Source organism: Pseudomonas paraeruginosa, from assembly GCF_003025345.2.
GTDB classification, from domain to species: Bacteria; Pseudomonadota; Gammaproteobacteria; order Pseudomonadales; family Pseudomonadaceae; genus Pseudomonas; species Pseudomonas paraeruginosa.
The window spans coordinates 113,195-138,577 of sequence record NZ_CP020560.1 but is presented as its reverse complement, the minus strand read 5'-3'; the positions used below and the strand labels follow the sequence as shown (position 1 = coordinate 138,577).

Genomic DNA, 25,383 nt, shown 5'->3' with positions numbered 1-25,383 from the left:
AGGGTCAGGCCTGCGGCTTGAGCACGCCGGGCAGCTGGGCTTCCAGCTTGGCGTTGTTCAGCGGCGCGCGGATGAAGCCGTGCTGCTCGCCGTCCGGGCCGATGATCACCAGGTTGCCGCTGTGGTCGACGGTGTAGTTGGGCTTGCTGGTGTCGGCGGGGATGTAGGGGATGCTCAAGGCGTTGGCCAGCTTCTGGATGTTCTCCGGGGTACCGGTGAGGCCCTGGAAGCCGGCATTGAAGTAACCCAGGTATTGCTTGATCTGTTGCGGCGTGTCGCGGTTCGGGTCGACGCTGACGAAGACCACCTGCAGGTCGTCGCGCACGCCCTGCGGCAGCTTGCCCTGCAGTTCGCGGAGCTGGGCGAGGGTGGTCGGGCAGACGTCGGGGCAGAAGGTGTAGCCGAAGAACAGCAGGTGCCAGCGCCCCTTGAGGCTGTCGGTGCCGACCGTCTGGCCGTCCTGGTTGGTGAACTCCAGCGCCGGCACCTTGCGCGTCTGCGGCAGGATCACGATGCCGGCGTCGAGCAGTACCGTGGGGTCGGCCTGGCGCTGGGCGGTGAGCACCTTGTGCACGGTGAGGCCGAGGACCAGGGCGACCAGGGCGGCGAGGACGAGGGCGGTCTTGTTGACTCGAGTCATGGGTGGGCAAGGCTCTAGAGTGGGATCAGAGAAGCAGCTTCAGCGGCAGATAGTGGTCCACCAGCAGCGCCATGAACAGCAGGAACAGGTAGACGATAGAGTACTTGAAGGTCCTTATCGCCGCATGTGGCCGGCTGTCACAGTAGAGCGCCCAGGCCCAGTCGAGGAAGCGTGCGCCCAGGGCCAGGGCGCAGAGCAGGTAGACCAGCCCGCTCATGTGGATGACGAACGGCATCAGGCTCACCGCGAACAGCACCAGGGTGTAGAGCAGGATGTGCAGCTTGGTGTAGCGCTCGCCGTGGGTCACCGGCAGCATCGGGATGTCGGCCTTGGCGTACTCGTCCTTGCGATGGATGCACAGCGCCCAGAAGTGCGGCGGAGTCCAGGCGAAGATGATCAGCACCAGCAGCAGCGGCTCGGCGCTCAGGTGGCCGGTGATGGCGACCCAGCCGAGCAGTGGCGGCGCCGCTCCGGCGAGCCCGCCGATGACGATGTTCTGCGGCGTGGCGCGCTTCAGGAAGCCGGTGTAGAGCGCCGCGTAGCCGAGCAGCGAGGCGAGGGTCAGCCAGGCCGTCAGCGGGTTGGTGAAGGCCAGCAGCACCGCCATCCCGGCCAGCGCCAGGAGCAGCGCGAAGCCCAGCGCCATGCTCGGCGACACCCGGCCCTCGGCCAGCGGGCGCTTGTGGGTGCGCGCCATGATCGAGTCGATGCGGCGGTCCACCACATGGTTGACCGCCGCCGCCGCGCCGGCGCAGAGGCCGATGCCGAGGTTGCCGAAGATCAGCACCTGCCAGGGCACGAAGCCATCCAGCGGTGCCTTGGTGGCGAGCAGCATGCCGATCAGCGAGGTGATCAGCATCAGCACCACGACCTTGGGCTTGGTCAGTTCGAGGAAGTCGCGCCAGGTCGGCTGGCTGTGGCGATCGATGACGGTGGCCATATCCTTACCTCCATCCTTCTGTCTGTCAGGCGGCCTTCAGCCGCGAACCCTGCGCCGGCGGCAGCGTGCGGCGCACGCGCAACGGCGACGGTGCCGGCGCGCGGACGCTGGCCGGCGCGCGCAGGCGGTAGTTGACCAGCACCAGGCTGAGCAGCAGCAGGGCGCCGCCGCCGTTGTGCGCCACCGCCACCGGCAGCGGCAGGTGCAGCAGCACGTTGCTGATGCCCAGGCCGACCTGCAGCGACAGGCCGAGCAGCATCAGCGCGGTCGGCCAGACCAGGCCGCTGCGTTGCAGGCGCCAGGCGAGCAGCAGCAGGACCAGGGTCACGCACAGCGCGCCGACCCGGTGGGTCATGTGGATCGCCGTGCGCGCGTCGCTGTCGAGCTGGCCGCCGAGGTAGTTGGGGCCGATGTGCTGGGTCAGGTGGAAACCGTTGGCGAAGTCCATCCGTGGCCACCACTCGCCGTGGCAGGTAGGCAGGTCGATGCAGGCCACCGCCGCGTAGTTGCTGCTGACCCAGCCGCCGAGGGCGATCTGGCCGATCACCAGGAGCAGGGCCAGGCCCGCCAGGCCACGGGTCGCCGCCGGGTAGCGGCGCGGCTCGAGACGCCCGGACAGGCGCAGGACGAGGAGGAACAGCAGCGCCAGGGTGGCGAAGCCGCCGAGCAGGTGGGCGGTGACCACCTGCGGCCAGAGCTTGAGGGTCACCGTCCACATGCCGAAGGCGGCCTGGGCGATCACCACCGCGAGCAGCAGCAGCGGCAGCTTCAGCGGCTGCCCGTCGCGCCCGCGGCGGACCAGAGCGTGCAGCGCCAGGCCGAGGATCAGCAGGCCGAGGGCGCCGGCGAAGTAGCGGTGGATCATCTCGTTCCAGCCCTTCTGCGCCTCCACCGGGGCGTCGGGGAAGTGCAGCTCGGCGTGGGCCAGTTGCGCCTCGCTCAGCGGCACGTGGACGAAGCCATAGCAGCCTGGCCAGTCCGGACAGCCGAGGCCGGCGTGGGTCAGCCGGGTATAGGCGCCGAGCAGGACCACCACGGCGGCCAGCAGGGTCGCCAGCACGGCGACGATGAAACCGGGTTTGCGCGTTGCGCCTGTCATTCGCGGGCCCCTTTTTCTTGTGGTTCTGTCCTCGGCGGACCGGCGCCACGCCGGCCCGCTCCGATCAGCCGATATGCGAGAGCTTGAGCAGCAGTTGCACGTCCTTCAGCAGCTTCTTGCCGTTGGCCTTGGCGTCGTAGCGCAGCACCAGGTTGCCGTGCGGGTCGACCACCCACAGCAGCGGCCGCTCACCGCCGCCGGCCTTGTCGTACAGCGCCGGATCCAGGCCGTAACGTTGCAGGCGCGGGTAGTCCAGTTTCACCAGGTTGGCGAAGTCCGCCGGCAGCTCGCCGCTGGCGGCTAGGGCGTGGCCGGCACGCGAGGCTTCGCGGCCGAGGGCGATATTGACCTGGCGGGCCAGGTAGACCAGCCGCTGGCAGTCCTCGGCGCAGCTGCCCGGCGCGGTCACCAGCAGTTGCCAGCGCTCGTCCTGGCTGCGTCCCTGCACGCCGAGGTCGGCGGGATTCTGGCCGGTGCCGATCAGCGCGCCGCTGTAGCTGCGCCCCTGCGGTACCCAGAAATTCCACTTGTACATGGCGCTGGCGAGCAGCATCGGCCCCACCACCAGGCCGATGATCGCCAGCAGTTGCAGGCGGCCGCGGGCGCGGCGCGGACGTTCAGGCATCGGAATCGCGAGACTCATGGTTTTTCTCCCGTGCGCGGCGCACGCCGAGGTAGAGGTAGAGGGCGAGCAGGGCCGCCGCCAGGGCGAACCACTGCGCGGCGTAGCCGGTGTGCCGCTCCGGCGGCATCGAGACCAGCGGCCAGTCGGTGTCGAAGCTGGCGTCGCCCGGCTCCAGGCGGATCTCCCAGGGCAACCCGGCGCGACCGAAGTCCCGCCACAGCGCGGGGATCTCCAGTTGGGTCACCAGGCGCGGCCAGCCGACGGCCGGCGCGTCGGCCAGGTGCAGGCCGCCGGGTGGCGGCAGGTAGGTCCAGGCGTCGAGCAGGAGGACGCGATCCGGAGTTTCCAGCGTCGGCGGCGAACGCCGGTCGCTCCAGGGCACCCAGCCGCGGTTGACCAGCAACCAGAGGCCGCTGGCCTGGTCGTAGAAGGGTTGCAGCACCTCCACCCCGGCCTGGCCGTTGCGCAGGCGGTTGTCCAGCAGCAGCGTATGCCGCTCGTCGAAGCGGCCGTGCAGGCGCACGCGGACGTACGCCGGGTCGCGCAAGCCCTCTAGCTGCCCGGGCGACAGCGGATCGGCGTCGCGCCGGGCCTCGTAGCTGGCCAGCAGGGCGCGCTTCTCGTCGGCCCGCTGCAGTTGCCAGGTACCCAGCCAGAGCAGCACCGGCAGCAGGCCGAGGACCACCAGGGTCGGCAGCAGGCCGGGGCGGAACGCGCCGCGCATGCTGCGTCTGTCGTTGCGTCCGGCCTCCGCGAGGCGCTGGCTATACTGCATGAATCCCCCCATCGCCGGAGTCCCACCATGTTGAAAGTGGCGATCGTCCTGCTACTGCTGGCTACCCTGGTGAGCCTGTTCAGTGGCCTGTTCTTCCTGGTCCGCGACCAGGGTCATGGTTCCCGCGTGGTCAACTCGCTGACCGTGCGCGTGGTGCTCGCCGCGGCGACCCTGGCGCTGATCGCCTGGGGCTTCTACAGCGGCGAGCTGAACAGCCACGCGCCCTGGCATTTCTGATTCCTCCGGTGGCGGTCAGATCACGTAGACGAAGATGAACAGGCCGATCCAGACCACGTCGACGAAATGCCAGTACCAGCTGGCGGCCTCGAAGCCGAAATGGTGCTCGGCATCGAAGTGACCGCGCAGGATGCGGATCAGCATGATGCCGAGGATCAGCGCGCCGAGGGTCACGTGGGCGCCGTGGAAGCCGGTGAGCATGAAGAAGGTCGAGCCGTAGATGCCGGCACCGAGGGTCAGGCCCAGCTCGTTGTAGGCGTGCACGTATTCCTCGGCCTGCAGGACCAGGAAGGCGATCCCCAGCAGCACGGTCAGCGCCAGCCAGGCCTTGAGCGGGCCGCGCCTGTTCTTCTTCAGGGCGTGGTGGGCGAAGGTCACGGTGAAGCTGGAGGTGACCAGCAGGATGGTGTTGATCAGCGGCAGCTTCCACGGTTCGATCACCGCGCTCGGCGGCGGGAACAGCTTCGGGTCCGGGGTCTGCAGCAGCGGCCAGCTGTACTGGAAGTTCGGCCAGAGCATGTGCGCCACGCCCTTGGCACCCTCGCCGCCGAGCCAGGGACCGGCGAAGTGGCGGACATAGAAAAGCGCGCCGAAGAAGGCGGCGAAGAACATCACCTCGGAGAAGATGAACCAGCTCATGCCCCAGCGGAACGAGCGGTCCATCTGCGCGCTGTAGAGCCCGGCGCGGCTTTCGCGGATGACGTTGCCGAACCAGCCGAACAGCATGTAGGCGATGATCAGCCCGCCGACGAAGAAGATCCACGGGCCGTGGGATTCCTCGTGCCCGGCGGTGAGGTCGTTGAACCAGGTACCCAGGCCGAACACCGTCACCAGCAGGCCGATGCTGGCGATGATCGGCCACTTGCTCTGGGCGGGGACGTAATAGTGTTCGTGGCTTGCCATGTCGTTCTCCCTATCGTCCCGCAACCGGTACGGGCGGATTGCGCGCAGTGATATCGAAGAGGGTGTAGGCCAGCGTCACGTGCCGCACATCCTTGGGCAGATCGCGGTCGACGATGAAGCGCACCGGCATCTCGATGCTCTCGCCGGGTTGCAGCACCTGCTGGGTGAAACAGAAGCATTCGGTCTTGTGGAAGTAGGCGGCGGCCTCGGCCGGAGCGATGCTCGGGATGGCCTGGGCGGTCATCGGCTTGTCGCTCGGGTTGCGCGCGTAGAACACCATCTGGTTCACCGCGCCGGGGTGCACCACCAGTTGGTCGCCGGCGGAGCGGAACTCCCAGACCATGTCGATATTGTTCGAGGTCATGAACTGCACCTTCACCTCGCGCCCCACGTCCACCTGCTGCTCGCCGCTGTAGGCGCTGCCGGCGGTCTTGCCATTGATCCCCAGGGCCCGGCACATCACGTCGTAGATCGGCACCAGGGCGAAGCCGAAGGCGAACATCAGCACGGTCACCAGCAACAGGCGGCCGACCAGGCGGCGGGTATCGACCTTGGCATCGCTCATGGCACGCTCCTCACTTGACCTCGGGCGGGGTGCTGAAGGTGTGGTAGGGCGCCGGCGAGGGAATGCTCCACTCCAGGCCCTCGGCGCCATCCCAGGGCTTGGCCGGGGCCGGCTTGCCGCTGCGGATGCACTTGATGACGATGAACAGGAACAGCAGCTGGGTGGTGCCGAACATGAAGGCGCCGATCGACGAGACCATGTTGAAGTCGGCGAACTGCAGGTTGTAGTCCGGGATCCGTCGCGGCATGCCGGCGAGGCCGACGAAGTGCATCGGGAAGAACGCCAGGTTCATGCCGACGAAGCTCATCCAGAAGTGCAGCTTGCCGAGGGTCTCGTCGTACATGTGGCCGGTCCACTTCGGCAGCCAGTAGTAGGCCGAGGCGAAGATGCCGAAGATCGCCCCGGGCACCAGCACGTAGTGGAAGTGGGCGACCACGAAGTAGGTGTCGTGGTACTGGAAGTCCGCCGGGGCGATCGCCAGCATCAGGCCGGAGAAGCCGCCGATGGTGAACAGGATGACGAAGGCCACGGCGAACAGCATCGGTGTCTCGAAGGTCAGCGAGCCCTCCCACATGGTGGTCACCCAGTTGAACACCTTCACCCCGGTGGGCACGGCGATCAGCATGGTGGCGTACATGAAGAACAGCTCGCCGGTGACCGGGATGCCGACCACGAACATGTGGTGCGCCCAGACAACGAAGGAGAGGAAGGCGATGCTGGCGGTGGCGTAGACCATCGAGGTGTAGCCGAACAGCGGCTTGCGCGCGAAGGTCGGGATGATCGCGCTGACCGCGCCGAACGCGGGCAGGATCATGATGTACACCTCGGGGTGGCCGAAGAACCAGAACACGTGCTGGAACAGCACCGGGTCGCCGCCGCCGGCGGCGCTGAAGAAGCTGGTGCCGAAATGGATGTCCATCAGCATCATGGTCACCACCCCGGCCAGCACCGGCATCACCGCGATCAGCAGGAACGCGGTGATCAGCCAGGTCCAGACGAACAGCGGCATCTTCATCAGGGTCATGCCCGGCGCGCGCAGGTTGAGGATGGTGGCGATCACGTTGATCGCGCCCATGATCGAGCTGATCCCGGCCAGGTGGATGGCGAAGATGAAGAAGGTCACGCTGTGCGGGGCGAAGGTGGTCGACAGCGGCGCGTAGAAGGTCCAGCCGAAGTTGGGGCCGCCGCCGGGCATGAACAGGGTGCTGACCAGCAGGCCGAAGGCCGCCGGGAGCAGCCAGAAGCTGAAGTTGTTCATCCGTGGCAGGGCCATGTCCGGCGCGCCGATCATCAGCGGGATCATCCAGTTGGCCAGGCCGACGAAGGCCGGCATCACCGCGCCGAAGACCATGATCAGGCCGTGCATGGTGGTCATCTGGTTGAAGAACGCCGGCTCGACGATCTGCAGCCCGGGCTGGAACAGCTCGGCGCGGATCACCATGGCCATCGAGCCGCCGAGCAGGAACATCATGAAGCTGAACCACAGGTAGAGGGTGCCGATGTCCTTGTGGTTGGTGGTCAGCACCCAGCGCATCAGGCCCTTGGCCGGCCCGTGGTGGTGGTCGCCGGCATGGTGGTCGGGCGTATCGATCACAGCACTCATGGCGGTCTCCTATTGTTGTTTCTGCTTGTAGGCGACGACGTCTTTGGGGTGACCATGTCGCCGTCGTCGTTGCCCCAGGCGTTGCGCTCGTAGGTGATCACCGCTGCCAGGTCGACCTCGTTGAGCTGCTTGCCGAAGGCCGCCATGGCGGTGCCGGCCACGCCATTGAAGACCACTTCCAGGTGATGTTCCTTCGGCCCGGTGACCACCTTGGAGCCCTTCAGCGCCGGGAACATCGGCGGCATGCCCTGGCCCTCGGCCTGGTGACAGGCGGCGCAGATGGTGTGGTAGACCTTGTCGCCGCGGGCGACCAGTTCTTCCTTGGTCCACTCCTTGCTGGTCAGTTCCTTGACCTTGGCCGCCTCTTCCTTGCGCTTGGCCAGCCACTGGTCGAACTCGGCCTTGGGCTTGACGTCGACCACAATCGGCATGAAGCCGTGGTCCTTGCCGCACAGCTCGGCGCACTGGCCACGGTAGATGCCGGGCTCGTCGACCTTGGTCCAGGCCTCGTTGACGAAGCCGGGGATGGCGTCGCGCTTGACCGCGAAGGCCGGCACCCACCAGGAATGGATCACGTCGCTGGAGGTGATCAGGAAGCGCACCTTGGTGCCCACCGGCAGCACCAGCGGCTCGTCCACTTCCAGCAGGTAGTGCTCGTCCTTCGCCTGCTGGTTGCGGATCTGCTCCTGCGGGGTGGCCAGGTTGCTGAAGTACTCCACATCCTGGCCCAGGTACTTGTACTGCCACTTCCACTGATAGCCGGTGACCTGCACGTCCAGCTCCGGCTCGGAGGTGTCGTAGATGTGGATCAGGGTGCGGGTGGCGGGCACCGCCATCACCACCAGGATCACGAACGGCACCACCGTCCAGAGAATCTCCACCGTGGTGCTCTCGTGGAAGTGCGCCGGCTGCTGGCCGGTGGAGCGGCGGTGGACGATCATCGACCAGAACATCGCGCCGAAGACCAGCACGCCGATCACCACGCAGATCCAGAAGATGGTCATGTGCAGGTCGAAGACGGACCGACTCACCTCGGTAGCGCCCGGGGCCATGTTGACCGTCCAGGCGGCGTTCGCCTGGCTGATCGCCGAGAGCAAAAGGAAGCCCATCCAGACTCGTGGATGTCGCAGCATTCGGGTTCCCCTTATCGTTGTTTTTATCCCGCCGGCAGACGCCAACGGCCAAGGGGTGGACCGCCAAGACAGCGAACTTTGACCGTCTCACCTCGGCACACAGCAAGGCAGGCCGGGTTCATCAGGTTCAGCATTCGAGTGGGAGTATAGACAGCGGCTGCGACATAACAACGCAGCGTAAAAACGTCGCTGGAAAGTGCCGATTATTCTCTAAAAGCCGCGGGCGGCGTGGCTTTGCAGGCGAATAGTGGCCGCCTGATATATCATCCTCGCATAACCATCGGACGATTATGACAATCGCGTCTTAGCCGGCGCGCGCCGCCGGCTATGTTTCACCTCTTCCTCACCATCCCCGTTGTATGGGAGAACCCATGAACACCGCCGCCCTCCGCGAGCTCATCCAGCAGGCGCACCTCAGCGAAGCCCGCCACGGTTACCTGGCTGATCTGATAGCCAGCCGCCTGCCCCACCTGCACCGCACCATCCGGCCGCAAGGAGAGAACACGGAAGACATCCTCACCCGCTTCGTCCACGCCTATGTCGAACAGGTACCGGACCTGCTCGACGCCGCCAACAGCGTGGCCCGCGAGGCCGGCATAGAGGACCGGATCAAGCCGGTGCTGAAGGTCGCCGAACAGTTCTTCCTCACCCCGCCGGCGCTGCTGGCCGGCCACGACGGCCTCGACGCGCTGCTCGACGAGGCCTACCTGGCGCACCGCCTGGTGGAGGAAGTGAACGACCGCTACATCGCCCATTTCGGTCAGGCGCTGATCCCGCTGGACACCACCGTGGCCAACCTGGTGGCCCACCAGCTGATCGGCGAGCCCTTCGCCAACCAGCTCGATGAGGCCGTCCGCCACGCGCTGGAGCACATGCTCGACGCCGATACCTTCGACGCCGAGTCGGCCCGCGCCTACCGCGAGAACCTGAAGAACCCGCGGGTGGTCGCCGCCTGGCAGCAGTGGCCGTGCCTGTCCAGGCAGCTCGGCGTGGAACTCAGCCTGGGCTGACCGCTCCGCCGCTGCGCGCGCCGCCCAGCCCGGCGTTGCTGCGCAGGCGACCCTCCAGGCGCCGTTTCAGCGCGCGCGGCTCGATCACCAGGCGCGAACCCTGCACCGGCGCCATCCGCCCCCAGTCCTCGAGCAGCTCCATGCAGGCGTGATCGACGTAGCTGAGGTTGTCCATCGGCACGTGCAGGGTGGTGCCCGGCTTCACCTGGTCGAGCATCCGCGACAGCGCCGGCACCTTGAGGAAGGTCGCGGCGCCGCTCAGGCGCAGCTCGGCCTCGTGCTCGCCGGTGTAGCGCAGGACGATCTTCAGCCGCGCGGCCTTCAGCACCAGCTTCAGCAGGGTCAGGGCGAAGCCCACCAGCACGCCGGTCAGCAGGTCGGTGAAGACGATCGCCAGGGCGGTGGCGGCATACACCAGCATCGGCATCCGTCCGTAGCGACCGAGGTTGCCCAGGGCCTTGAAGTCGACCAGCTTGATCCCGGTGTAGACCAGCACCCCGGCCAGGCTCGCCACCGGGATCTGCCGCAGCAGGCTGCCGAGCAGGAGGACGAAGGCCAGCAGCCAGAGGCCATGGAAGATCGCCGAGGCGCGGGTCCGCGCGCCGGCGTTGACGTTGGCCGAGCTGCGCACGATCACCCCGGTCATCGGCAGCGCGCCGAGCAGGCCGCAGAGCATGTTGCCGACGCCCTGGGCGGACAGCTCGCGGTCCATGTCCGAGCGCGGGCCGTCGTGCAGGCGATCCACCGCCGCCGCCGAGAGCAGGGTCTCCGCACTGGCGATGAAGGCCACCACCACCGCCGCCAGCAGCAGGGAGGGATCGGCCAGGGCCAGCAGGTCGGCCGGGCGTAGCCAGTCGATGGCCTCGCCGAGGTTGGCCGGTACCTCGACCCGCCGCACGTCCAGCGCCAGCCAGAGGCTGGCCAGGGTCGCCAGGCTCACGCCGAGCAGCGCGCCGGGTAGGAAGCGCAGGCGTTGCGGACGCAGCTTGTCCCAGCCCCACATCACGGCGATGGTGCCCAGCCCGAGCAGCGCCGCGTCGAGGCCGCTGTCCATGCCCAGCGAACCGAGCGCGGCGAACGCCGCCTGGGGGAATGCCAGCAGGTTGTCGAGGCCGGAGGCCTTGGGCGCCAGATCGAGCATCACGTGCAGTTGCGAAAGGACGATGAGGATGCCGATGCCGGCGAGCATCCCGTATACCACCGCCGGCGAGGTCACCCGGAACCAGCAGCCCAGGCGCAGCCGCCCGGCGAGCAGCTGGATGGCGCCGGCGAGCAGCAGGATCGGCCCGAGCATGGCCACCCCGTAGGTACGCACCAGTTCGAAGACCAGCACCGCGAGGCCGGCCGCCGGGCCGCTGACCTGTAGCGGCGAGCCGGCCAGGAAGCCGACCACCAGGCCACCGACGATGCCGGTGAGCAGGCCCTTGGCCGGCGGCATCCCGGAGGCGATGGCGATGCCCATGCACAGCGGCAGGGCGACGAGGAACACCACCACGGAGGCCATCAGGTCCCGTGGCAACGTGTCCCGGAGGGACGGAAACACCTTTGAAACATGCATGGCACAGTTCTCCTGCGAATTTTTTTCCACGACGAGGGAGCGACGCCGGGGCGGACCCGGCACCGGTTGTGTGTGCGCAGTGTGTTTTTCTTGTAATAGCGACCCGTTCAGCCCCGGAACGGGGCTTCCCAGAGGTCGTCCATGGCAGGAACGGCGAAAGGTGACGCGAAAACGCTGTTGTTATCCGGCGGCCCGCACGGCCGCCGCTGTCATTGGTTCAGGTAGCGCGGCGCGGGCGTGGCCATCGGCACCGGGTGTTCGCCGTCGAGCGGCAGGAAGCGGCCCTGCTTGGCGTCATAGGCGCGGATCTGCGCGCTCTCGATGTCGTACACCCAGCCATGGATGAACAGCTGCCCGCTGGCCAGGCGCGAGGCCACCGAGGGGTGCGTGCGCAGGTGGTCGAGCTGCGCCACCACGTTCTCTTCGGTGAGCACCCCGAGGGTGTCGTGGTTGGCGCCGCAGTCGCAGTTGTCCGCCACCACCGTGCGCGCCACTTCGGCATGGCGCAGCCAGGCCTTGACCGTCGGCATGCGCTCCAGCGTCTGCGGGTCGAGCACCGCGCGCATCGCGCCGCAATCGGAGTGGCCGCAGACGATGATGTGGTGCACGCCCAGCGCCAGCACGGCGTACTCGATGGCGGTGGAGACGCCGCCGTTCATCTGCCCGTAGGGCGGCACCACGTTGCCGACGTTGCGGGTGACGAACAGGTCGCCGGGGGAACTCTGGGTGATCAGTTCGGGGACGATGCGCGAGTCCGCGCAGGTGATGAACATGGCCCGCGGCCGCTGGCTCTTGGCGAGCTTCTTGAACAGTTCCTGCTGCTCCGGGAAGACCTCCCGGCGGAAGTGCTGGAACCCATCGACGATCCGTTTCAGCGCGTCGTCCGCGCTTTCCTGTTCCGGTGAATCGGTCTTAACGCCCCGCATACGGTCTGGCATGGTTCAGAACCTCGATGAGTGGATCGATTGAATTTTCCCACGTCTGCCGACGCTTTCCCCATAGGAAAAAGGCACAACAAACGCAGAGCAACCTTCGTGACCGTTCGGTCACTTCCGGTACTCAACGCTAATGCCAGAAGCTTAACCATAAATTAAAAGAAGCCTCTATCTCGCACTTTGTAAGCTTTTTTCACGATATTTCCAGACGATATCGGCAGGCTATCATGGCAAACGAGTGGCATTCCCATTCATCCCGCATAAGAGGTGAAAGGTTTCAGTCAACCGGCAGGCTTCGTGCGGGGAAAATCGTCGAATGGGAAAAGCCGGTGCGAGCGGATAGCACCCGACCCGCCGCTGCCGGCGACAGCCAGCTATCAGAACAGGGCCAGTTGCCGGCGCACCGGCGCGCTGGTGGGAGACAGCGGCAGGCCCGGCACGAAGCGCGCCAGCAGGCACGCCGCGGCCATCCGCTGGCGTTGCTGGCCATCGCGCAGGACCTCGCGGCAACGCGCCTCGCCCAGCGGCTCGCCGAGCAGGTAGGCGCGCCCGGCGACGAAGCGCGCGCCGTTGTCCCGCCACCAGGCGGAGACTCGCTCCGCCTCCGGCCAGGTAAGGTTCTCGTCGTCGTCGAGGGCGACGTTCTCGTCGTCGGGATCGTCGTTGGGGCCAGGGTCGTGGTCGGGCAGAACCTCCAGCTCCAGGTCGAGCAACGCCAGGTCGGCACCAGTGATCAGGCTGAAGGCCTCGCCGGCGACCCGCGCCAGGCTCTCGTCGCGCATCTGCTGGATCAGCCACGGCACCGCCACCGGATCGCCGAACAGGCCGGTGGCCTGGATGCCGATCCGCCGCGTCTCCGCCGCCTGCATCAGTTGGCGAATCCAGGCCATGCTGGTATCGCGCGGCTGCCAGGCGAGCAGCACCATGGTCGCCGGCAGCTGGAACGGGCCGGGCTGCCCGGCGAACGCACGCAATGGCCCCAACGCCTCCTCGTCGCCCATCTGCGCGGTAGCCCAGTTGGCCCAGAAGCGCAGGCTCGGGTCGTCGTGGGCGCGGTAGGCGCGGATATCCGCCATCAGGTCGCGCCGACGCAGCTCGCCGGCGGTGCGCGCGGCGCGCGCCAGCACCGCCGGGTCGGCATGGCCGAGGGCGGACAGCAGCGCCGGCCCCGGATCCTGCCGGTGCATGCCGCACGCGGCCAGGCCGAGGCTGCGGAACAGCGGTTCCGGCGAGGCCAGCAGGCGCTCGACCCAGGGCTGCACGCGCTCCCAGTCGAGCCAGCCGAGGGCGGCGGCGAAACCGCGCCGGGCTTCCCTAGACTCCGCCAGGCAGGCGCGCATCCGCCCGATCACCGCCTCGTCGCCAGCCTGCATGGCCAGCGCCGCGAGGGCGAACGCCTCGCCCTGGGCATGCGCATCGAGTTGCTCGAACAGCGCTTCGTATCCAGCCTGGCCGGCGATGGACAGGCCATCCAGGTGCGCCTCGATGCGCTGGTCGAGTTCGGCGAGCTCTTCCAGGTCGTAGTGCGGCGCGCACACGGCGTAGTCGCGGAGCAGGGCGAGGAAGGCGGCTTCCTCGGCGTGCTGATCGAGCATAGAGACGATTGGCAGGCTCATTCTCGGCATCGCTTCGTTGATCACTGAATCTCGAGAATCCGCTTCCAGGATTGTCCGTCGAACTCCATGACATCTTTCGCTCCGACCGACCACATGATTCCGTCTGCCGCGCTCAGGTGATAGCAGGAGGCTGGGACATCATCGCCAAAGTCCACTCGCTCCAAGCGTCCGTCCACCAGCCGATAGACGAAGTGCGTCGAGGAAACGTAAAGGTGGCCGTCGAAGTATTCCATGCCCCAGAGGTCCTCCCGAGTGGACTCATGCTCGATGATTTCCCACTTGTCGCCGCGACCACGCAACAAGGTGCCCAGTTGTCCACAGGCATAGGCGTAACCGTCGCCAGCGCAACGCACCTTGTACAAGGCGAGGTTGGTGGGGCTGCTTACCTGAGTGAAAACAGAACCATCGTAACTCCAGATTTCTCCCTCCCAGCCAACCGTATAGATTTCCTGTTCGCTGAAGCCATCGATGGATTCGAAGCTGGTGTCGGTTAGCGCCACATCTCCGCCCTGGGCAGTCTGATCGATGCAACGCCATACCCCTTCATCTTCACGAACATAAGCCTGACGACAAGTGCCCACGGCATAAGCGCGCCCCCTGGCGACGCCTCTCACTTCCCTCAACGGTCCTCTCGAACGAGGATCCCTACCGCTGTTCGAAATCGACTCATCGCTCTGGGAGCCACCTCCCATTACCCGCACCTGGCCCTGGACGCCCAGCGCAACATAACGCTCACTCGGAAGATGGCAGACCGTACCCGAGCAGGCCAGCCAGTCCAGGCTCGCAGCTCCCGGCGTACCACGGTCGATAGTGAACAGGAGGGTGCCAACCAACCCCTCTTGGATATCCTCATCGCTGGTAGCCAGCAGATAGGCCAGATCCGAATACCGAAGTACGCCGGTACTCAGACTGAACCCACTGAAGCGGCGGTCATTCGCATCCATGAATTGCTCCTGATTATCTGAGAGTTACTTGTTCGAACATCTCGACACGGGCAGCGGCCCTCTCACCGACATCACTGGTCATTGAGGCATTCGCCTTGATGGGCTTTTCCGCCCCGTCATCCTTTGCGGTGTCGTGATACTTGTTCAGTTGCGCCTCCAAGCACTCCTGCGAGCAGTTGGAGTCCGGAAAAGTCTTTCGCGCCGCTTTTGCCCCTACCTGGGTAGCTCGCCCTCTCGGCCATTCCCCCTTGTCATCTTGCTCATGCAGTGCAACCACGCCTCTCCGCGTATGCAATTGTCCATGCGTCGCCGTCGTCTGGTTCGGCCCCTCGGCGCAGATACAAGGCGCCTTGTTGGTCTGGTACTTGCTCCAGCCGGTTATTTTCTTCCCTTTGCGCGGGCCGAACGAGGCAGCGTCAACCAAGTGGTCGCCGGTCTGCCCAGGGCAGCAGCGGTTCGGCCTGTAAGGGGCCAGGAAACAGCGCAAGGCCTTCTGGCAGGGGTCGTTATTGATCTTTTCGGCCAAGGCGGAAAATTCGCGTTGCACCTCCTGATGCCGACTCTGGTAATCGGCATTGTCCTTGAACTTGTCACCGGCTTTTTTCTTGGCGGCGGCACGAGCAGCGGATGCCTTTTTCAAGGCGGAGATATCCGGGCAGACCACCTTCTTGCTGGTGTCTCCACAAGCATCCTTGGCACGCGTCCTCTCATCGTCGCACTGACTCAGGCCCTTGGCGTAGGCCATGCGGTCGGCATAGGTCCAGGTCATGGTATTTCCCGGTTGGGAACCGTGATTGTGAGTCGTCAGATCCATGTGCCGGACAACGTTCTTGCTCTCGAACTTCACGTTCATCGACCAGGAGGTGAAGTACACCTTGCCCTTGATCTTGCTGGTAATGACCCCCTTCTTCGGCGCCCGCCCGGCTTCATCGCCATAGCTGGTCTTGAAGTAGCTCTTGTTCTTCAGCATCACTTCCTTGCGGGTGATCCGAACGGTCCGGGTTCCCTTGGTCGTGTCCTTTGCCAAACCCGTATTGGGATAGGGGATCGGCACCCCCATCGGCGTCGGCGGCGCCTGCGGTGGGGTGAAGCAGACGTCCGGGAAGGCCGCGATGGACTTGCCGCTCGCCGCCTTGCAGGAGATCTCCATGTCGTTGGCGTACACCTCGTTGGCCATCAGGCAGCCCTCACCCGTCGATAGCTGAGCAGCGCGGCGGCGCGTTCGCCGGCGTCGTTGCCCAGGTGGCAGAACACGTTCGGCCCGTCGCCGTAGCCCTTGCGCGAAGCGGCCAGGGCCACGGCGAGCAACGCCGGACCGATGGCGGCGCCGCATTCGCCGATGCAGTCGGCGGGGTGCCAGAGGTCGAACTTCGGCTTGAGCACGCGCAGGTTGCGGCTCAGGGTCAGCGAGGCTTCCTTGAAGTAGTACTGCTCGCCGGAAATATCGGTGAGCCGGTAGTCCATCTGCTCCAGGCCGCAGCCAGCCTCGGCGAGGGCGGCGCGCACAGCCTGGGTCAGGCCGTCGGCGCGTAGCGGCAGGTCCTCGCTCTCCACCGTGGCCTTCTCGATGCCGAAGCCGAGGCCGATGCAGAGCAGCTGCGGCGCCTCCTCGTGGAGCGGCGCGGCGACCAGCACGGCGGCAGCGCCTTCGCCGGGAATGAAGCCGTTGGAGTTCTGGCTGCTCAGCAGCCGCTCGCGCGCTTCGTAGGCCGCCAGGGTCGGCCCGTTGAGGAAGGAGTCGACGCCGGCCAGCAGGACCTGCCGACAACCGCCCTGGACCAGCTTGCGCGCGTTGAGCAGGGCCACCGCACCACCGACCCGGCCACGGGCGATAAGCGCCGAGGAGGGGTGGAAGCGTCGTCCCAGCTCGTTTTCCAGGTCGCGCAGGAAGGACTCGTCGAGCCCCGCGCAGCGTCCGGGACGGTCGCCCTCGGCGACGCAGAGCAGCAGCGGCAGCTCCGTGCAATCGAGATCGGGCTGGCCGCGCAAGGCCTCGTCGATGGCTCGCGCAGCCATCTTCAGCAGCTTGGCGCGGCCGCGCCAGGGCTGCTCCAGCGGCACGCTGGCGGCAAGCAACCATTCGCCGCCCTGGTCGATGAAACGGGTTTCCTGGAAGTTGTCCAGGGCGCAGCGGATCGCCGCGCAGCTGGCCGGCGCGCTGAGACCCACCGCGCTGACCATGCCGGAAGCGACGATGCTCAGGGCCTGGCTCATGCCTCGTCCTCCTCGGCCTGGCGGCTGCGTGCCAACGCGGCAAGCGAGGGGTAGTAGTCCTTGCCCAGCTCGCGGGCGCGCCACCAGGCGGCGGACTTGCTGCCGACCAGCACCTGGGCGATCTCGAACAGGTTGCGCTTCAACGGCCGGCGAATGCGCCAGGTGACTTCCACGCGACGGGCGTCGCAGTCCACCAGCAGGGTATCGATCCGTGCCTGCGCGGTTTCGTGGCCACCCTTTTTCAGGAAGAAGGTCACCGGCACCTCCCTGCGCGGCACGCGGAAGGCCGCGCGCTCCTCGCCGGTGAGGTTGAGTAGCAGGACCTCCTCGCCGCCGCGCAGATGGTCGGTCCACTGGTCGGCCGGCGCGGACTGGAAGTAGCGCTCGTCGAAGTCGGCGGGCAGGAACGGGAAGCGCTCGGCCAACCAGGCGTCGTCGTAGCGGCCGGCGAAGCCGACCCGGGCCTGCCAGTGGCGACCCAGCGGGCCGAGCGCCATCGGCGTGAAGCGGCCGTGGGGGCTGTCCACCGGCTCGCCGAGCTTTTCCGTGGCCGGCATCGGCGTGCCGACGATCTCGGCGGTGTCGGCGCTGCGTGGAAACCAGCCACATCCGGCCGGATTGGCCATGTAGCAATCCATGAAACCGGGGTTGTCCGGCGAGGCATGGCTGCCGCCGAAGGCGCTGGCATAGGAAATGTCCTGGCGCTGGAACGGCTGCGCGACGCCCGCACCGGCACCGAGCAATCCCGGCTCCCACTGGCGCGGCCCATGCACCGTCAACGCCTTGCCGACCCGGCCGACGCGGATGCCCGCGGTCAACTGCTGTACCGGCCGCCCACCGGGCGCCTGGGCGCTACCCAGCACCAGCACATCGCAGAACGGCTTGAAGGGGACGAAGTCGCACTCCCGGCGCGGCGCGGAAAGCCCCGGCTCGCCGAAGAACTCGTCCATCATCAGCAACGCCTGCTGCTCGTCCAGCAGGCGCGCCTCGCGGCCGTCCAGCGGCAGGTCGAAGCTGCCCTTGGCGATCACCACCAGCGACTCCCGGCCTGCGGCGTCGAGCCCCTGGTTGTAGGCGGCGGCGAGCGGGGTGGCATTCAACAGTTCCATGTCGGGCCCGCCGCGTTCAGTTGATCTGCACCGAGCCGCCCTTGATCCGGTTGACCCCGGTGGACCGGCTGGAAAGGTAGGCGCCACGGATGATCACCTTGCCGGCACGGGTCAGGGTGATGCTGGCCTTGCCGCAGCGCAGGACGATCTCGCGCTCGGCGCTGAACTCCAGGCGTTCGCCGTCCAGCTGCGCGGACGCTCCCTGCGGCAGGCGCTGGATACGCCCGATCAGCAGGGGCTGGCGCGGGTCGCCGGCGACGAACATCAACGCTACCTGGGCGCCGATGTCGGCGCGACCGAGCTGGGTGGTGGTGGCCGCCGCCAGGCCGTGCTCGTTCGGACAACCGGGATAGGCGACCACCGGCGCGGCGGCGTCCGGCACGTCGAGGAGGATGCCGATGACCACGCCGTCGAGGCGGGCGGGGAGGGCCGACGCGGGCCCCGGTAGATGGATCTCGACACTCATGCGCTGCACTCCCTGGCTCTGCGCCGCTTCAGTTCTGGAGAATCTTGCGACCCTTCATCACCACGTTCTTGTCGGCCTTGATGTTGATCGCCCCGGAACCGTCGATGGTGATGTTCTTGCCGCTGATGACGATGCTGCCGTCCTTCTTCATGCGGATGCTGGCGGCGCCGGTGACCAGGGTGATCGAGTCGCCGGCGTTGAGCGTGAAGCTCTTGCCCACGTCCAGGCTATCGTCCTTGCCCACCGAGGTATCGCGGCCCTGGCCGACGCTGCGCGACTCGTTCTTGCCGATGCTCGTGCTCTGGTTGCCGCCGATATCGATGCTCTCGTTGGCGCCCACCGACTCGCTGCGGTCGGCGCCGATGCTGATCGTCTCGTTGTTGCCCACCGACTCGCTACGGTTCGCGCCGATGCTGATGGTCTCGTCGTTGCCGACGTCCTCGGTGCGATTGGCACCGATGCTGATCTTCTCGTTGCTGCCGACCTTCTCGGTGCGGTCGACGCCGATGCTGATGGTCTCGTTGCTGCCGACGTCCTCGGTGCGGTTCGCGCCGATACTGATCTTCTCGTTGTTGCCGACCTTCTCGGTGCGGTCGACGCCGATGGTGATGGTCTCGTTGTTGTCCACGGTCTCGGTGCGATCGTGCTTCACGTGCACGGTCTCGTCGTGGTCGATGGTCTTGGTCCGGTCGTGGCCGACCCAGTGGGTCTCGTCGTTCTCGACCTCGATGTCCTGGTTCTTCTCGGCGTGGATGAACAACTGCTCGGCGCCCTTCTTGTCCTCCATGCGGATCTCGTTGAAGTTGGCCGGCGTGCCGCCCTTGCTCGAGCGGCTCTTGGTGCCGCTCTGGGTGGCGTTCGCCGGCAGCTCGTAGGGCACCGTCTGCTCGGCGTTGTAGACCCGCCCGGTGATGATCGGCCGGTCCGGGTCGCCTTCGAGGAAGCTGACGATCACCTCCTGGCCGATCCGCGGGATCTGGATCGAGCCCCAGTTCTTCCCGGCCCAGGCCTGGGACACGCGCATCCAGCAGGAGCTGTTCTCGTTCGACTGGTCGTGGCGGTCCCAGTGGAAGTGCACCTTGACCCGGCCGTACTGATCGGTCCAGATCTCCTCGCCCTTGGGCCCGACCACCACCGCGGTCTGCGGGCCGCGGACGATCGGCAACGGGGTGGTCGGCAAGGGGCGGTAGGCCTGGCCGCCATCGATGCAATCCAGCTCGCTCTCGAACTGTGCGCCGACCCCGCCGCCGCCGGTCTCGTAGAGTTCCTGGACCACCCGGTACTCGGCGCCGACCACCAGGTACTCGCGGTTCTGGTCCTCGCGCGGGTAGCCGCTGAGCTTGAACAGGTGGCCGGAACCCAGGCCACGGGCGCGGCCGCGCAGGCGCACCCGCTCGTAACGCGCCTGCAACGCCTCGATGCGGGTCCGCGCATACTGCTCGCCGTCCTGGCTCTGCACGTACTCGCCGGGGTAGTCGTACAGCGGGTAGTCGGCCGCCACATGCGAACGGGCGATGTTCGAGCGCACTTCCAGGCGCGCGCCGGGGCGCTGGAAGTCGTAGTCGTTGAGGCTCAGCGAGCCGGACTGCACCTCGCGCGCCATGTGCCAGTCGTAGAAGTGGTCGCGCTCGCGCTGCTCCAGGGTCGGCGGGTAGTAGGGCACACTGGCGTAGCCCGGCGGGCTCCGGTGCGCGCCATAGGCGTCGGAGAGCACCAGGATGTGACGGCTCTGCTCGTGGCGGAACCAGTAGTAGATGCCCTCCTGCTCCATCAGCCGGCTGACGAAGTCGAAGCTGGTCTCGCGGTACTGCACGCAGTATTCCCACTCGCGGTAGGAGCGACTCAGGGCATCCTCGAAGTCGGAGAAGCCGAGGTCGCGGAACACCTGCTTGATGATGTCCGGGACCTTCTGGTTCTGGAAGATGCGGCAGTCGGAGGTGCGCGTGAGCAGCCACAGCCAGGGCCGCAGGGTGACCTGGTAGCTGGCGAACTGGCCATTGCCGGAACCCTGGCTGTAGGCGGCGACGATGCCGTGGAAGTGGCGCCGGCTGCCATCGTGCAGCTCCAGCGCCAGGCTGGCCGGCTTGCCCAGCAGGCCGTCGAGCTGCAGGTCGGGGTCTTCCGAGATCAGTTCCAGCTCGTAGGCGAACGGCCGGCCGAGTTCTTCGCGGCCCTCCATTCGCTGCAGTTGCAGGACATCCGCACCGAGCGGACTGTCCACCCGGACCAGGCGGGTCTGTTGCGCAAGTGCCATGAAATCATCCTTGATCCACGTCCATCACTGGCGCCGTTCGGACGGCGTCACCCACGCAGCATAGGCGCTGATGGGGCGGGAAGGGAGATGCGTGGCACAGATTCCGACGAGTGCCCCGACCGACGGCGAACAGGCACAGGGCCATCATCGAGCGGCGAAGCCGCACAGGAAAACCTTGATTCCCAGGCAACATTCCGTAAAGATTTTGTCCAGCAACGACGCACTCAGAATCCTAGGGAAGGGGTTAACACGGTGACGCTCTATCGCCTCCACGAAGCCGATCTCGAGATTCCCGATGCCTGGCAGGACCAGAGCATCAACATCTTCAAGCTCCCCGCCAGCGGCCCCGCCCGCGAAGCCAGCTTCGTCATCAGCCGCGACGCCAGCCAGGGCGACGCGCCCTTCGCCGACTACGTCGCGCGCCAGCTGGAGAACGCCGAGAAACAATTACCCGGCTTCAAGCTGCACAAGCGCTGGGATATCAACATCCACGGCCACGCCGCCGTGCTCCTCGACTACCAGTGGCAGCGCGAAGGCCGCGACCTGATGCTGCGCCAGGTGTTCATCGAGCGCCGCCCGGCGGTGCTGATCACCACCCTGACCACCACCCCCGGGGACCTGCCGCACCACGAGCCGGCCTGGAAGCAGGCGATGCAGACCCTGGTTCCGCGCCCCGCCGGCCACTGATTCGAGCGCCAACGCATGGATGCGCAAGCCGCCGCCCGCCTGGGCGACGAGATCGCCCACGGCTTCGGTGTCGCCGCGATGGTCGCCGGGGCCGTGGCCGGAGCCCTGATCGGCGCCGCCGTGGTCGCCGCCACTGCCGCCACCGGCGGCCTGGCCGCGGTGATCCTGGCCGGCTCGATCGCCGCCGGCGGGCTGTCGATGTTCCAGATCGTCAAGGGCCTGACCACTATCTTCGAGCTGCCCGAACCCACCACCGGGGTGCTCATACGCGGCAGCTTCAATGTCTACGTGAACAGCCGCAACGCGATGCGCGCCGGCGACGACGTCTCCGCCACCTGCAGCGGCCTGCCGCTGAACCATCCGCTGTGGCCGTTCCCGGTGATCATCGCCGAGGGCAGCGCCACCGTGTACATCAACGGCAAGCCCGCCGCGCGCTTGCAGAGCAAGATGGTCTGCGGTGCGCACATCAAGACCGGCAGCCAGGACACCTTCATCGGCGGCCCCACCGAGCGGGTGGCCTTCGTCCTCGACCTGGAGGAATGGCTGCACACCGGACTCGAGGCGCTGGGCCTGGCGGCCCTTGCCGGCGGCCTGCTGCTGGCGGCGATGGCCGGGGTCGCGGCGCTGGCCGGTTTCGTCGCCATCGGCGGGCTGATGATGGGCGGCATGGCCCTGCTCGGCGACCTTGGCGATCGCCTCGGTCCCGGTTACCGCGATCTGTTCCAGGGCGTGGCGGGGATGGCATTGCTGGGCTTCGGGCCGAAGATGGCCCGGCTCGGCCGGGCCTCGGCGGCCGGCGAGGTACGCACGCCCGCCTACAAGCGCGGCAGGACCGAAGCGGATATCCTGGGCCTGGCCAAGGGCAAGCGGCCGCCTCCCAGCGAGTACCTGAAGAAGTCCTATATCGACAAGCACCTGAAGGTGTTCAAGGAAGAGGGCGGCGCCTTCCTTTTCACCACCGACGACATCGCCAACCCGAACTACACCTCGTTCAACCCGAACAAGTTCGTCATGGCCAAGTCCGACCTGAACTCCGTGGTCGCCGAGTACAAGCGCACCGGCGACGTCTCCGTGCTGGAGTCGGCGCTGGGGTACGATCCAGGCTCGCTGGCCGGCAAGGAGATCTACATGCTGAACCTGGAGAACCCGAAGGTGCTGATGCCGACCGGCAACGAGGGCGGGGTCAACTCGCTGTGGCGGCCCGGCGGCCTCACCCACCCGGGCGGCATGCGCGAAGCGGTTCTGGACAATGTGGCGATCCCCCATGGAAACGATGTAAACGTACTGATGTCGACCCACGACATCGCGAGAATCCAATGAGCATGAACCCGGACAACGTTCTGACCCTGGCATTGGCCAACGACGAGCTGGATCGCTTCCTCGTCGGCGAACCCTTCTACTTCCTCGAGGCCCGCAGCGACAACGAGGAGCCGCAGAACGTCAGCCAGGCGTTCGACCAGTTGCTGATGCCGTACTGGCGCGCCACCCGCGATCCGGACTTGCCCTTCCGCTTCGTCGCCGCGCTGCTGAAGATCCTCGCCACCTATCCCGATCGCAACCGGGCGATCTACGTCGCCCAGAACTGGATCTGGTACTACCGCTTCTGCCTGTCGAAGAAACGCGCGAATCCGCAGGGCCCCTACGGTGATCTGTTCGAGGTCGACCTCGGCGCCGTCGCGGTCGCGCTGAAGCGGCAGCTCGAGGCGAACAAGGACGAGCTGATCCGCGACACCCGCTGGGCCGGCGCGGCCTGGAACAGCAGCAACGGCCTGTGGGGGCCTCTCCTGCGCACGTCCACGACGGTACGCGACAAGCTCGGCGGGCCGGATTTCGTTCCCGACAATCCATGAGGCGCCGACGATGGTGCCGCTCGGGCATCAACCGAACCGCGCCGCGCTGCACCGGATCGGGATCGGCGCGATCGCCGTGAAGGAATTCGACGAGACCGATGTCGAGCTCGCCGAAGCGCTCAAGGCTGCCCACTAGGTCGCCGTGCGCAGCGCACGCGGCCTGAAGATCGACCAGACCAGCGAGAAGCGAACGATGAATTTCCAGGCCCACCTGGCCAGCCGCGGGGAATACCAACGCGGCTTTCCCCTCCGCTGAGCCGTCTCAGGCCTTCGGCGGCGGCGGGAACATCGCCTGCACCTGGCCGTCGATGGTGCCCTGCACGCCCTTGCCGTTGGCGTCGACCTCGCTGGCGCCGCCGGAATTGAGGTCGAGGCGGCCGCCGGTGTCGATGTTGCCGTTGCCGCTGGCGTAGAGGTTGAAGGCGCTGCCGGAGATGTTGATGGTGCCGTCGGCGTTGAACTCCACCACGCTCTTGCCGCAGACCAGGCGGATCTGCGCGCCGGCCTCGATCAGGTAGGTGCCGCTGACGCTATCGCTCTTCGCCCCGCCCACCAGCAGGGTGTCGTTGAGCTTCACCGCGCGGGTGCGGTTGTGGCCGATGCGCGCCAGTTCGTCGTTGCCGACGCTCTTGTTGCGGTCGTGGCCGACGATCAGCGAGGCATCGTTCTCCACCAGGTTGTCCTGGTTGCGTTCGGCATGGATGTACAACTGCTCGGCGCCCTTCTTGTCCTCCATGCGGATCTCGTTGAAGTTGGCCGGCGTGCCGCCCTTGCTCGAACGGCTCTTCATCCCGCTCTGGGTGGCGTTCGCCGGCAGCTCGTAGGGCACTGTCTGCTCGGCGTTGTAGACCCGCCCGGTGATGATCGGCCGGTCCGGGTCGCCTTCGAGGAAGCTGACGATCACTTCCTGGCCGATCCGCGGGATCTGCATCGAACCCCAGTTCTTCCCGGCCCAGGCCTGGGACACGCGGATCCAGCAGGAGCTGTTCTCGTTCGACTGGTCGTGGCGATCCCAGTGGAAGTGCACCTTGACCCGGCCGTACTGGTCGGTCCAGATCTCCTCGCCCTTGGGCCCGACCACCACCGCGGTCTGCGGACCGCGCACCACAGGCACCGGAGTCTGCGGCAAGAGACGGAACGACTGGCTGGCGTCGATACAGTCCAGCTCGCTCTCGAACTGCGAGCCGGCGCCGCCGCTGCCGGTTTCGTAGAGCTCCTGGACCACCCGGTATTCGGCGCCGACCACCAGGTACTCGCGGTTCTGGTCTTCGCGCGGATAGCCGCTCAGGCGGAACAGGTGCCCGGCGCCGAGGCCGCGCACCACGCCGCGCAGGCGCACGCGCTCGTGCTGCGCCTGGAGCGCCTCGATGCGGTTGCGCGCGTACTGCTCGCCGTCCTGGCTCTGCACGTACTCGCCGGGATAGTCGTACAGCGGGTAGTCGGCCGCCGCGTGCGGCCGGGCGATGTTCGAACGTACCTCCAGGCGCGCGCCGGGGCGCTGGAAGTCGTAGTCGTTGAGGGTCAGCGAACCGGGCTGGACCTCGCGCGCCACCTGCCAGTCGAAGAAGTGGTCGCGCTCGCGATGGCCGAGGGTCGGCGGGTAGTACGGCACGCTGGCGTAGCCGCCAGGGCTGCGATGCGCGCCGTAGGCGTCGGAGAGCACCAGGATGTGGCGCTTCTGCTCATGGCGGAACCAGTAGTAGATGCCCTCCTGTTCCATCAGCCGGCTGATGAAGTCGAAGCTGCTCTCGCGGTACTGCACGCAGTATTCCCACTCGCGGTAGGGGCGCGTGAGGGCATCCTCGAAATCGGAAAAGCCGAGGTCGCGGAATACCTGCCTGATGATCTCCGGCACGCTCTGATTCTGGAAGATCCGGCAGTCCGAGGTCCGCGTCAGCAGCCACGGCCAGGGCCGCAGGGTGGCCTGGTAGCCGGCGAACTGGCCGTGCCCGGCCACCTGGCTGCAGCGCGCGACGATGCCGTGGAAGAAGCGCCGGCCGCCGCCGGGCAGCTCCAGCGAGAGGCTCATCGGCTTGCCGAGCAACTGTTCCAGCGGCAGGTTGGGGTTCTCCGAGACCAGGTGCAGCTCGTAGGCGAACAGCCGCCCCAGTTCCTCGCGGCCCTCCATGCGCTGCAACAGCAGCACGTCCGCCCCCAGCGGGCAATCCACCTGGACCAGGCGGGTCAGTTGCATCAATCCCATCGACGCTCCTCTCTACT

At 66.8% G+C, this 25,383-nt stretch carries 24 protein-coding genes and 1 pseudogene; 6 read left to right on the top strand and 19 right to left on the bottom strand.

The features are described from left to right. Positions 1-4: 4 nt before the first annotated feature. The 5 genes from senC to B7D75_RS00605 form a co-directional block, all read right to left on the bottom strand. Complete coding sequence (gene senC / locus B7D75_RS00625) at positions 5-640, bottom strand: cytochrome c oxidase copper chaperone SenC (RefSeq protein WP_034081050.1); 636 nt, start codon at positions 638-640, stop codon at positions 5-7. A gap of 25 nt (positions 641-665) precedes the next feature. Then, positions 666-1,580 carry a heme o synthase gene (gene cyoE, locus B7D75_RS00620; RefSeq protein WP_011979160.1) on the bottom strand — a complete coding sequence of 305 codons (915 nt, stop codon included), beginning with the start codon at positions 1,578-1,580 and terminating at the stop codon, positions 666-668. A gap of 25 nt (positions 1,581-1,605) precedes the next feature. Continuing rightward, positions 1,606-2,679, bottom strand: a complete 1,074-nt coding sequence (locus B7D75_RS00615; protein WP_043099749.1) for a COX15/CtaA family protein — start codon at positions 2,677-2,679, stop codon at positions 1,606-1,608. Between the two features lie 64 nt (positions 2,680-2,743). Further along, entirely contained in the window at positions 2,744-3,322 is a 579-nt protein-coding gene (locus B7D75_RS00610) for a hypothetical protein (RefSeq protein WP_034081053.1), read from the bottom strand. Continuing rightward, positions 3,297-4,091: an SURF1 family protein gene (locus B7D75_RS00605; protein ID WP_074197355.1), complete on the bottom strand. Its 795-nt coding sequence runs from the start codon at positions 4,089-4,091 to the stop codon at positions 3,297-3,299. The genes B7D75_RS00610 and B7D75_RS00605 overlap by 26 nt, the downstream gene beginning before the upstream one ends. 15 nt (positions 4,092-4,106) lie before the next feature. On the opposite strand from B7D75_RS00605, the gene B7D75_RS00600 reads away from it, so the two are divergent. Then, positions 4,107-4,316: a twin transmembrane helix small protein gene (locus B7D75_RS00600; RefSeq protein ID WP_011979156.1), complete on the top strand. Its 210-nt coding sequence runs from the start codon at positions 4,107-4,109 to the stop codon at positions 4,314-4,316. 15 nt (positions 4,317-4,331) lie between these two features. Here the strand turns inward: B7D75_RS00600 and B7D75_RS00595 are convergent, their stop codons facing one another. The 4 genes and pseudogenes from B7D75_RS00595 to coxB form a co-directional block, all read right to left on the bottom strand. Beyond that, positions 4,332-5,219: a cytochrome c oxidase subunit 3 gene (locus tag B7D75_RS00595; RefSeq protein ID WP_107113639.1), complete on the bottom strand. Its 888-nt coding sequence runs from the start codon at positions 5,217-5,219 to the stop codon at positions 4,332-4,334. A gap of 10 nt (positions 5,220-5,229) precedes the next feature. Beyond that, positions 5,230-5,784 (bottom strand): cytochrome c oxidase assembly protein, encoded by a 555-nt coding sequence (locus B7D75_RS00590; protein WP_003157691.1) that lies wholly within the window; start codon positions 5,782-5,784, stop codon positions 5,230-5,232. 10 nt (positions 5,785-5,794) lie between these two features. Then, positions 5,795-7,387, bottom strand: coding sequence for a cytochrome c oxidase subunit I (ctaD, locus tag B7D75_RS00585; protein ID WP_003157690.1), 1,593 nt, complete (start codon positions 7,385-7,387; stop codon positions 5,795-5,797). Positions 7,388-7,396: 9 nt separating this feature from the next. Further along, positions 7,397-8,520: pseudogene (coxB, locus tag B7D75_RS00580) on the bottom strand (cytochrome c oxidase subunit II). A 371-nt stretch (positions 8,521-8,891) separates the two neighbouring features. On the opposite strand from coxB, the gene B7D75_RS00570 reads away from it, so the two are divergent. Continuing rightward, the gene (locus B7D75_RS00570) at positions 8,892-9,530 is read left to right on the top strand and encodes a hypothetical protein (protein WP_011979153.1); all 639 of its coding nucleotides are present in this window, start codon (positions 8,892-8,894) and stop codon (positions 9,528-9,530) included. Here B7D75_RS00570 and B7D75_RS00565 read toward each other — a convergent pair. The 9 genes from B7D75_RS00565 to vgrG1b form a co-directional block, all read right to left on the bottom strand. After that, positions 9,517-11,088, bottom strand: coding sequence for a SulP family inorganic anion transporter (locus tag B7D75_RS00565; RefSeq protein WP_043099753.1), 1,572 nt, complete (start codon positions 11,086-11,088; stop codon positions 9,517-9,519). The genes B7D75_RS00570 and B7D75_RS00565 overlap by 14 nt on opposite strands. Before the next feature lie 209 nt (positions 11,089-11,297). After that, positions 11,298-12,026 (bottom strand): carbonic anhydrase, encoded by a 729-nt coding sequence (locus B7D75_RS00560; RefSeq protein ID WP_034081058.1) that lies wholly within the window; start codon positions 12,024-12,026, stop codon positions 11,298-11,300. A 374-nt stretch (positions 12,027-12,400) separates the two neighbouring features. Further along, positions 12,401-13,648: a TIGR02270 family protein gene (locus B7D75_RS00555; protein ID WP_107114647.1), complete on the bottom strand. Its 1,248-nt coding sequence runs from the start codon at positions 13,646-13,648 to the stop codon at positions 12,401-12,403. Between the two features lie 11 nt (positions 13,649-13,659). Beyond that, positions 13,660-14,583 carry a hypothetical protein gene (locus B7D75_RS29665; protein WP_034081059.1) on the bottom strand — a complete coding sequence of 308 codons (924 nt, stop codon included), beginning with the start codon at positions 14,581-14,583 and terminating at the stop codon, positions 13,660-13,662. 13 nt (positions 14,584-14,596) lie between these two features. Then, a complete protein-coding gene (locus B7D75_RS00545; RefSeq protein ID WP_034081060.1) occupies positions 14,597-15,760 on the bottom strand; it encodes a PAAR-like domain-containing protein in 1,164 nt (387 codons plus the stop codon). Next, a complete protein-coding gene (locus B7D75_RS00540) occupies positions 15,760-16,797 on the bottom strand; it encodes a hypothetical protein (protein WP_107113637.1) in 1,038 nt (345 codons plus the stop codon). The genes B7D75_RS00545 and B7D75_RS00540 overlap by 1 nt, the downstream gene beginning before the upstream one ends. Next, a complete protein-coding gene (locus tag B7D75_RS00535; RefSeq protein ID WP_221411132.1) occupies positions 16,794-17,906 on the bottom strand; it encodes a DUF2169 family type VI secretion system accessory protein in 1,113 nt (370 codons plus the stop codon). Before B7D75_RS00535 ends, B7D75_RS00540 begins: the two co-directional genes overlap by 4 nt. Before the next feature lie 16 nt (positions 17,907-17,922). Beyond that, positions 17,923-18,372, bottom strand: coding sequence for a DUF6484 domain-containing protein (locus B7D75_RS00530; RefSeq protein WP_053816472.1), 450 nt, complete (start codon positions 18,370-18,372; stop codon positions 17,923-17,925). Between the two features lie 28 nt (positions 18,373-18,400). Further along, entirely contained in the window at positions 18,401-20,626 is a 2,226-nt protein-coding gene (gene vgrG1b, locus B7D75_RS00525; protein ID WP_107113635.1) for a type VI secretion system spike protein VgrG1b, read from the bottom strand. 252 nt (positions 20,627-20,878) lie between these two features. Here vgrG1b and eagT6 point away from each other — a divergent pair, with 252 nt between their 5' ends. The 4 genes from eagT6 to B7D75_RS29295 are packed head-to-tail and all read left to right on the top strand — an operon-like array spanning position 20,879 to position 23,299. Beyond that, positions 20,879-21,313 (top strand): type VI secretion system effector EagT6, encoded by a 435-nt coding sequence (gene eagT6, locus B7D75_RS00520; protein WP_011979144.1) that lies wholly within the window; start codon positions 20,879-20,881, stop codon positions 21,311-21,313. Between the two features lie 15 nt (positions 21,314-21,328). Further along, on the top strand, positions 21,329-22,633 hold the full coding sequence (locus tag B7D75_RS00515) for a PAAR domain-containing protein (RefSeq protein WP_011979143.1): 1,305 nt from the start codon (positions 21,329-21,331) through the stop codon (positions 22,631-22,633). Continuing rightward, positions 22,630-23,163 (top strand): hypothetical protein, encoded by a 534-nt coding sequence (locus B7D75_RS00510; protein WP_011979142.1) that lies wholly within the window; start codon positions 22,630-22,632, stop codon positions 23,161-23,163. The genes B7D75_RS00515 and B7D75_RS00510 overlap by 4 nt, the downstream gene beginning before the upstream one ends. A gap of 10 nt (positions 23,164-23,173) precedes the next feature. Next, entirely contained in the window at positions 23,174-23,299 is a 126-nt protein-coding gene (locus B7D75_RS29295) for an immunity protein Tsi6 family protein (protein ID WP_011979141.1), read from the top strand. 126 nt (positions 23,300-23,425) lie between these two features. Here B7D75_RS29295 and vgrG1a read toward each other — a convergent pair whose 3' ends face one another. Beyond that, entirely contained in the window at positions 23,426-25,357 is a 1,932-nt protein-coding gene (vgrG1a, locus tag B7D75_RS00505) for a type VI secretion system spike protein VgrG1a (protein WP_079741020.1), read from the bottom strand. Positions 25,358-25,383: the final 26 nt, after the last annotated feature.

What these genes read in the sequence shown, in the direction of transcription:
- senC (WP_034081050.1), bottom strand. Translation starts at nt 640, where the DNA reads ATGACTCGAGTCAACAAGACCGCCCTCGTCCTCGCCGCCCTGGTCGCC.
- cyoE (WP_011979160.1), bottom strand. Translation starts at nt 1,580, where the DNA reads ATGGCCACCGTCATCGATCGCCACAGCCAGCCGACCTGGCGCGACTTC.
- B7D75_RS00615 (WP_043099749.1), bottom strand. Translation starts at nt 2,679, where the DNA reads ATGACAGGCGCAACGCGCAAACCCGGTTTCATCGTCGCCGTGCTGGCG.
- B7D75_RS00610 (WP_034081053.1), bottom strand. Translation starts at nt 3,322, where the DNA reads ATGAGTCTCGCGATTCCGATGCCTGAACGTCCGCGCCGCGCCCGCGGC.
- B7D75_RS00605 (WP_074197355.1), bottom strand. Translation starts at nt 4,091, where the DNA reads ATGGGGGGATTCATGCAGTATAGCCAGCGCCTCGCGGAGGCCGGACGC.
- B7D75_RS00600 (WP_011979156.1), top strand. Translation starts at nt 4,107, where the DNA reads ATGTTGAAAGTGGCGATCGTCCTGCTACTGCTGGCTACCCTGGTGAGC.
- B7D75_RS00595 (WP_107113639.1), bottom strand. Translation starts at nt 5,219, where the DNA reads ATGGCAAGCCACGAACACTATTACGTCCCCGCCCAGAGCAAGTGGCCG.
- B7D75_RS00590 (WP_003157691.1), bottom strand. Translation starts at nt 5,784, where the DNA reads ATGAGCGATGCCAAGGTCGATACCCGCCGCCTGGTCGGCCGCCTGTTG.
- ctaD (WP_003157690.1), bottom strand. Translation starts at nt 7,387, where the DNA reads ATGAGTGCTGTGATCGATACGCCCGACCACCATGCCGGCGACCACCAC.
- B7D75_RS00570 (WP_011979153.1), top strand. Translation starts at nt 8,892, where the DNA reads ATGAACACCGCCGCCCTCCGCGAGCTCATCCAGCAGGCGCACCTCAGC.
- B7D75_RS00565 (WP_043099753.1), bottom strand. Translation starts at nt 11,088, where the DNA reads ATGCATGTTTCAAAGGTGTTTCCGTCCCTCCGGGACACGTTGCCACGG.
- B7D75_RS00560 (WP_034081058.1), bottom strand. Translation starts at nt 12,026, where the DNA reads ATGCCAGACCGTATGCGGGGCGTTAAGACCGATTCACCGGAACAGGAA.
- B7D75_RS00555 (WP_107114647.1), bottom strand. Translation starts at nt 13,648, where the DNA reads ATGCCGAGAATGAGCCTGCCAATCGTCTCTATGCTCGATCAGCACGCC.
- B7D75_RS29665 (WP_034081059.1), bottom strand. Translation starts at nt 14,583, where the DNA reads ATGGATGCGAATGACCGCCGCTTCAGTGGGTTCAGTCTGAGTACCGGC.
- B7D75_RS00545 (WP_034081060.1), bottom strand. Translation starts at nt 15,760, where the DNA reads ATGGCCAACGAGGTGTACGCCAACGACATGGAGATCTCCTGCAAGGCG.
- B7D75_RS00540 (WP_107113637.1), bottom strand. Translation starts at nt 16,797, where the DNA reads ATGAGCCAGGCCCTGAGCATCGTCGCTTCCGGCATGGTCAGCGCGGTG.
- B7D75_RS00535 (WP_221411132.1), bottom strand. Translation starts at nt 17,906, where the DNA reads ATGGAACTGTTGAATGCCACCCCGCTCGCCGCCGCCTACAACCAGGGG.
- B7D75_RS00530 (WP_053816472.1), bottom strand. Translation starts at nt 18,372, where the DNA reads ATGAGTGTCGAGATCCATCTACCGGGGCCCGCGTCGGCCCTCCCCGCC.
- vgrG1b (WP_107113635.1), bottom strand. Translation starts at nt 20,626, where the DNA reads ATGGCACTTGCGCAACAGACCCGCCTGGTCCGGGTGGACAGTCCGCTC.
- B7D75_RS00515 (WP_011979143.1), top strand. Translation starts at nt 21,329, where the DNA reads ATGGATGCGCAAGCCGCCGCCCGCCTGGGCGACGAGATCGCCCACGGC.
- B7D75_RS00510 (WP_011979142.1), top strand. Translation starts at nt 22,630, where the DNA reads ATGAGCATGAACCCGGACAACGTTCTGACCCTGGCATTGGCCAACGAC.
- B7D75_RS29295 (WP_011979141.1), top strand. Translation starts at nt 23,174, where the DNA reads ATGGTGCCGCTCGGGCATCAACCGAACCGCGCCGCGCTGCACCGGATC.
- vgrG1a (WP_079741020.1), bottom strand. Translation starts at nt 25,357, where the DNA reads ATGCAACTGACCCGCCTGGTCCAGGTGGATTGCCCGCTGGGGGCGGAC.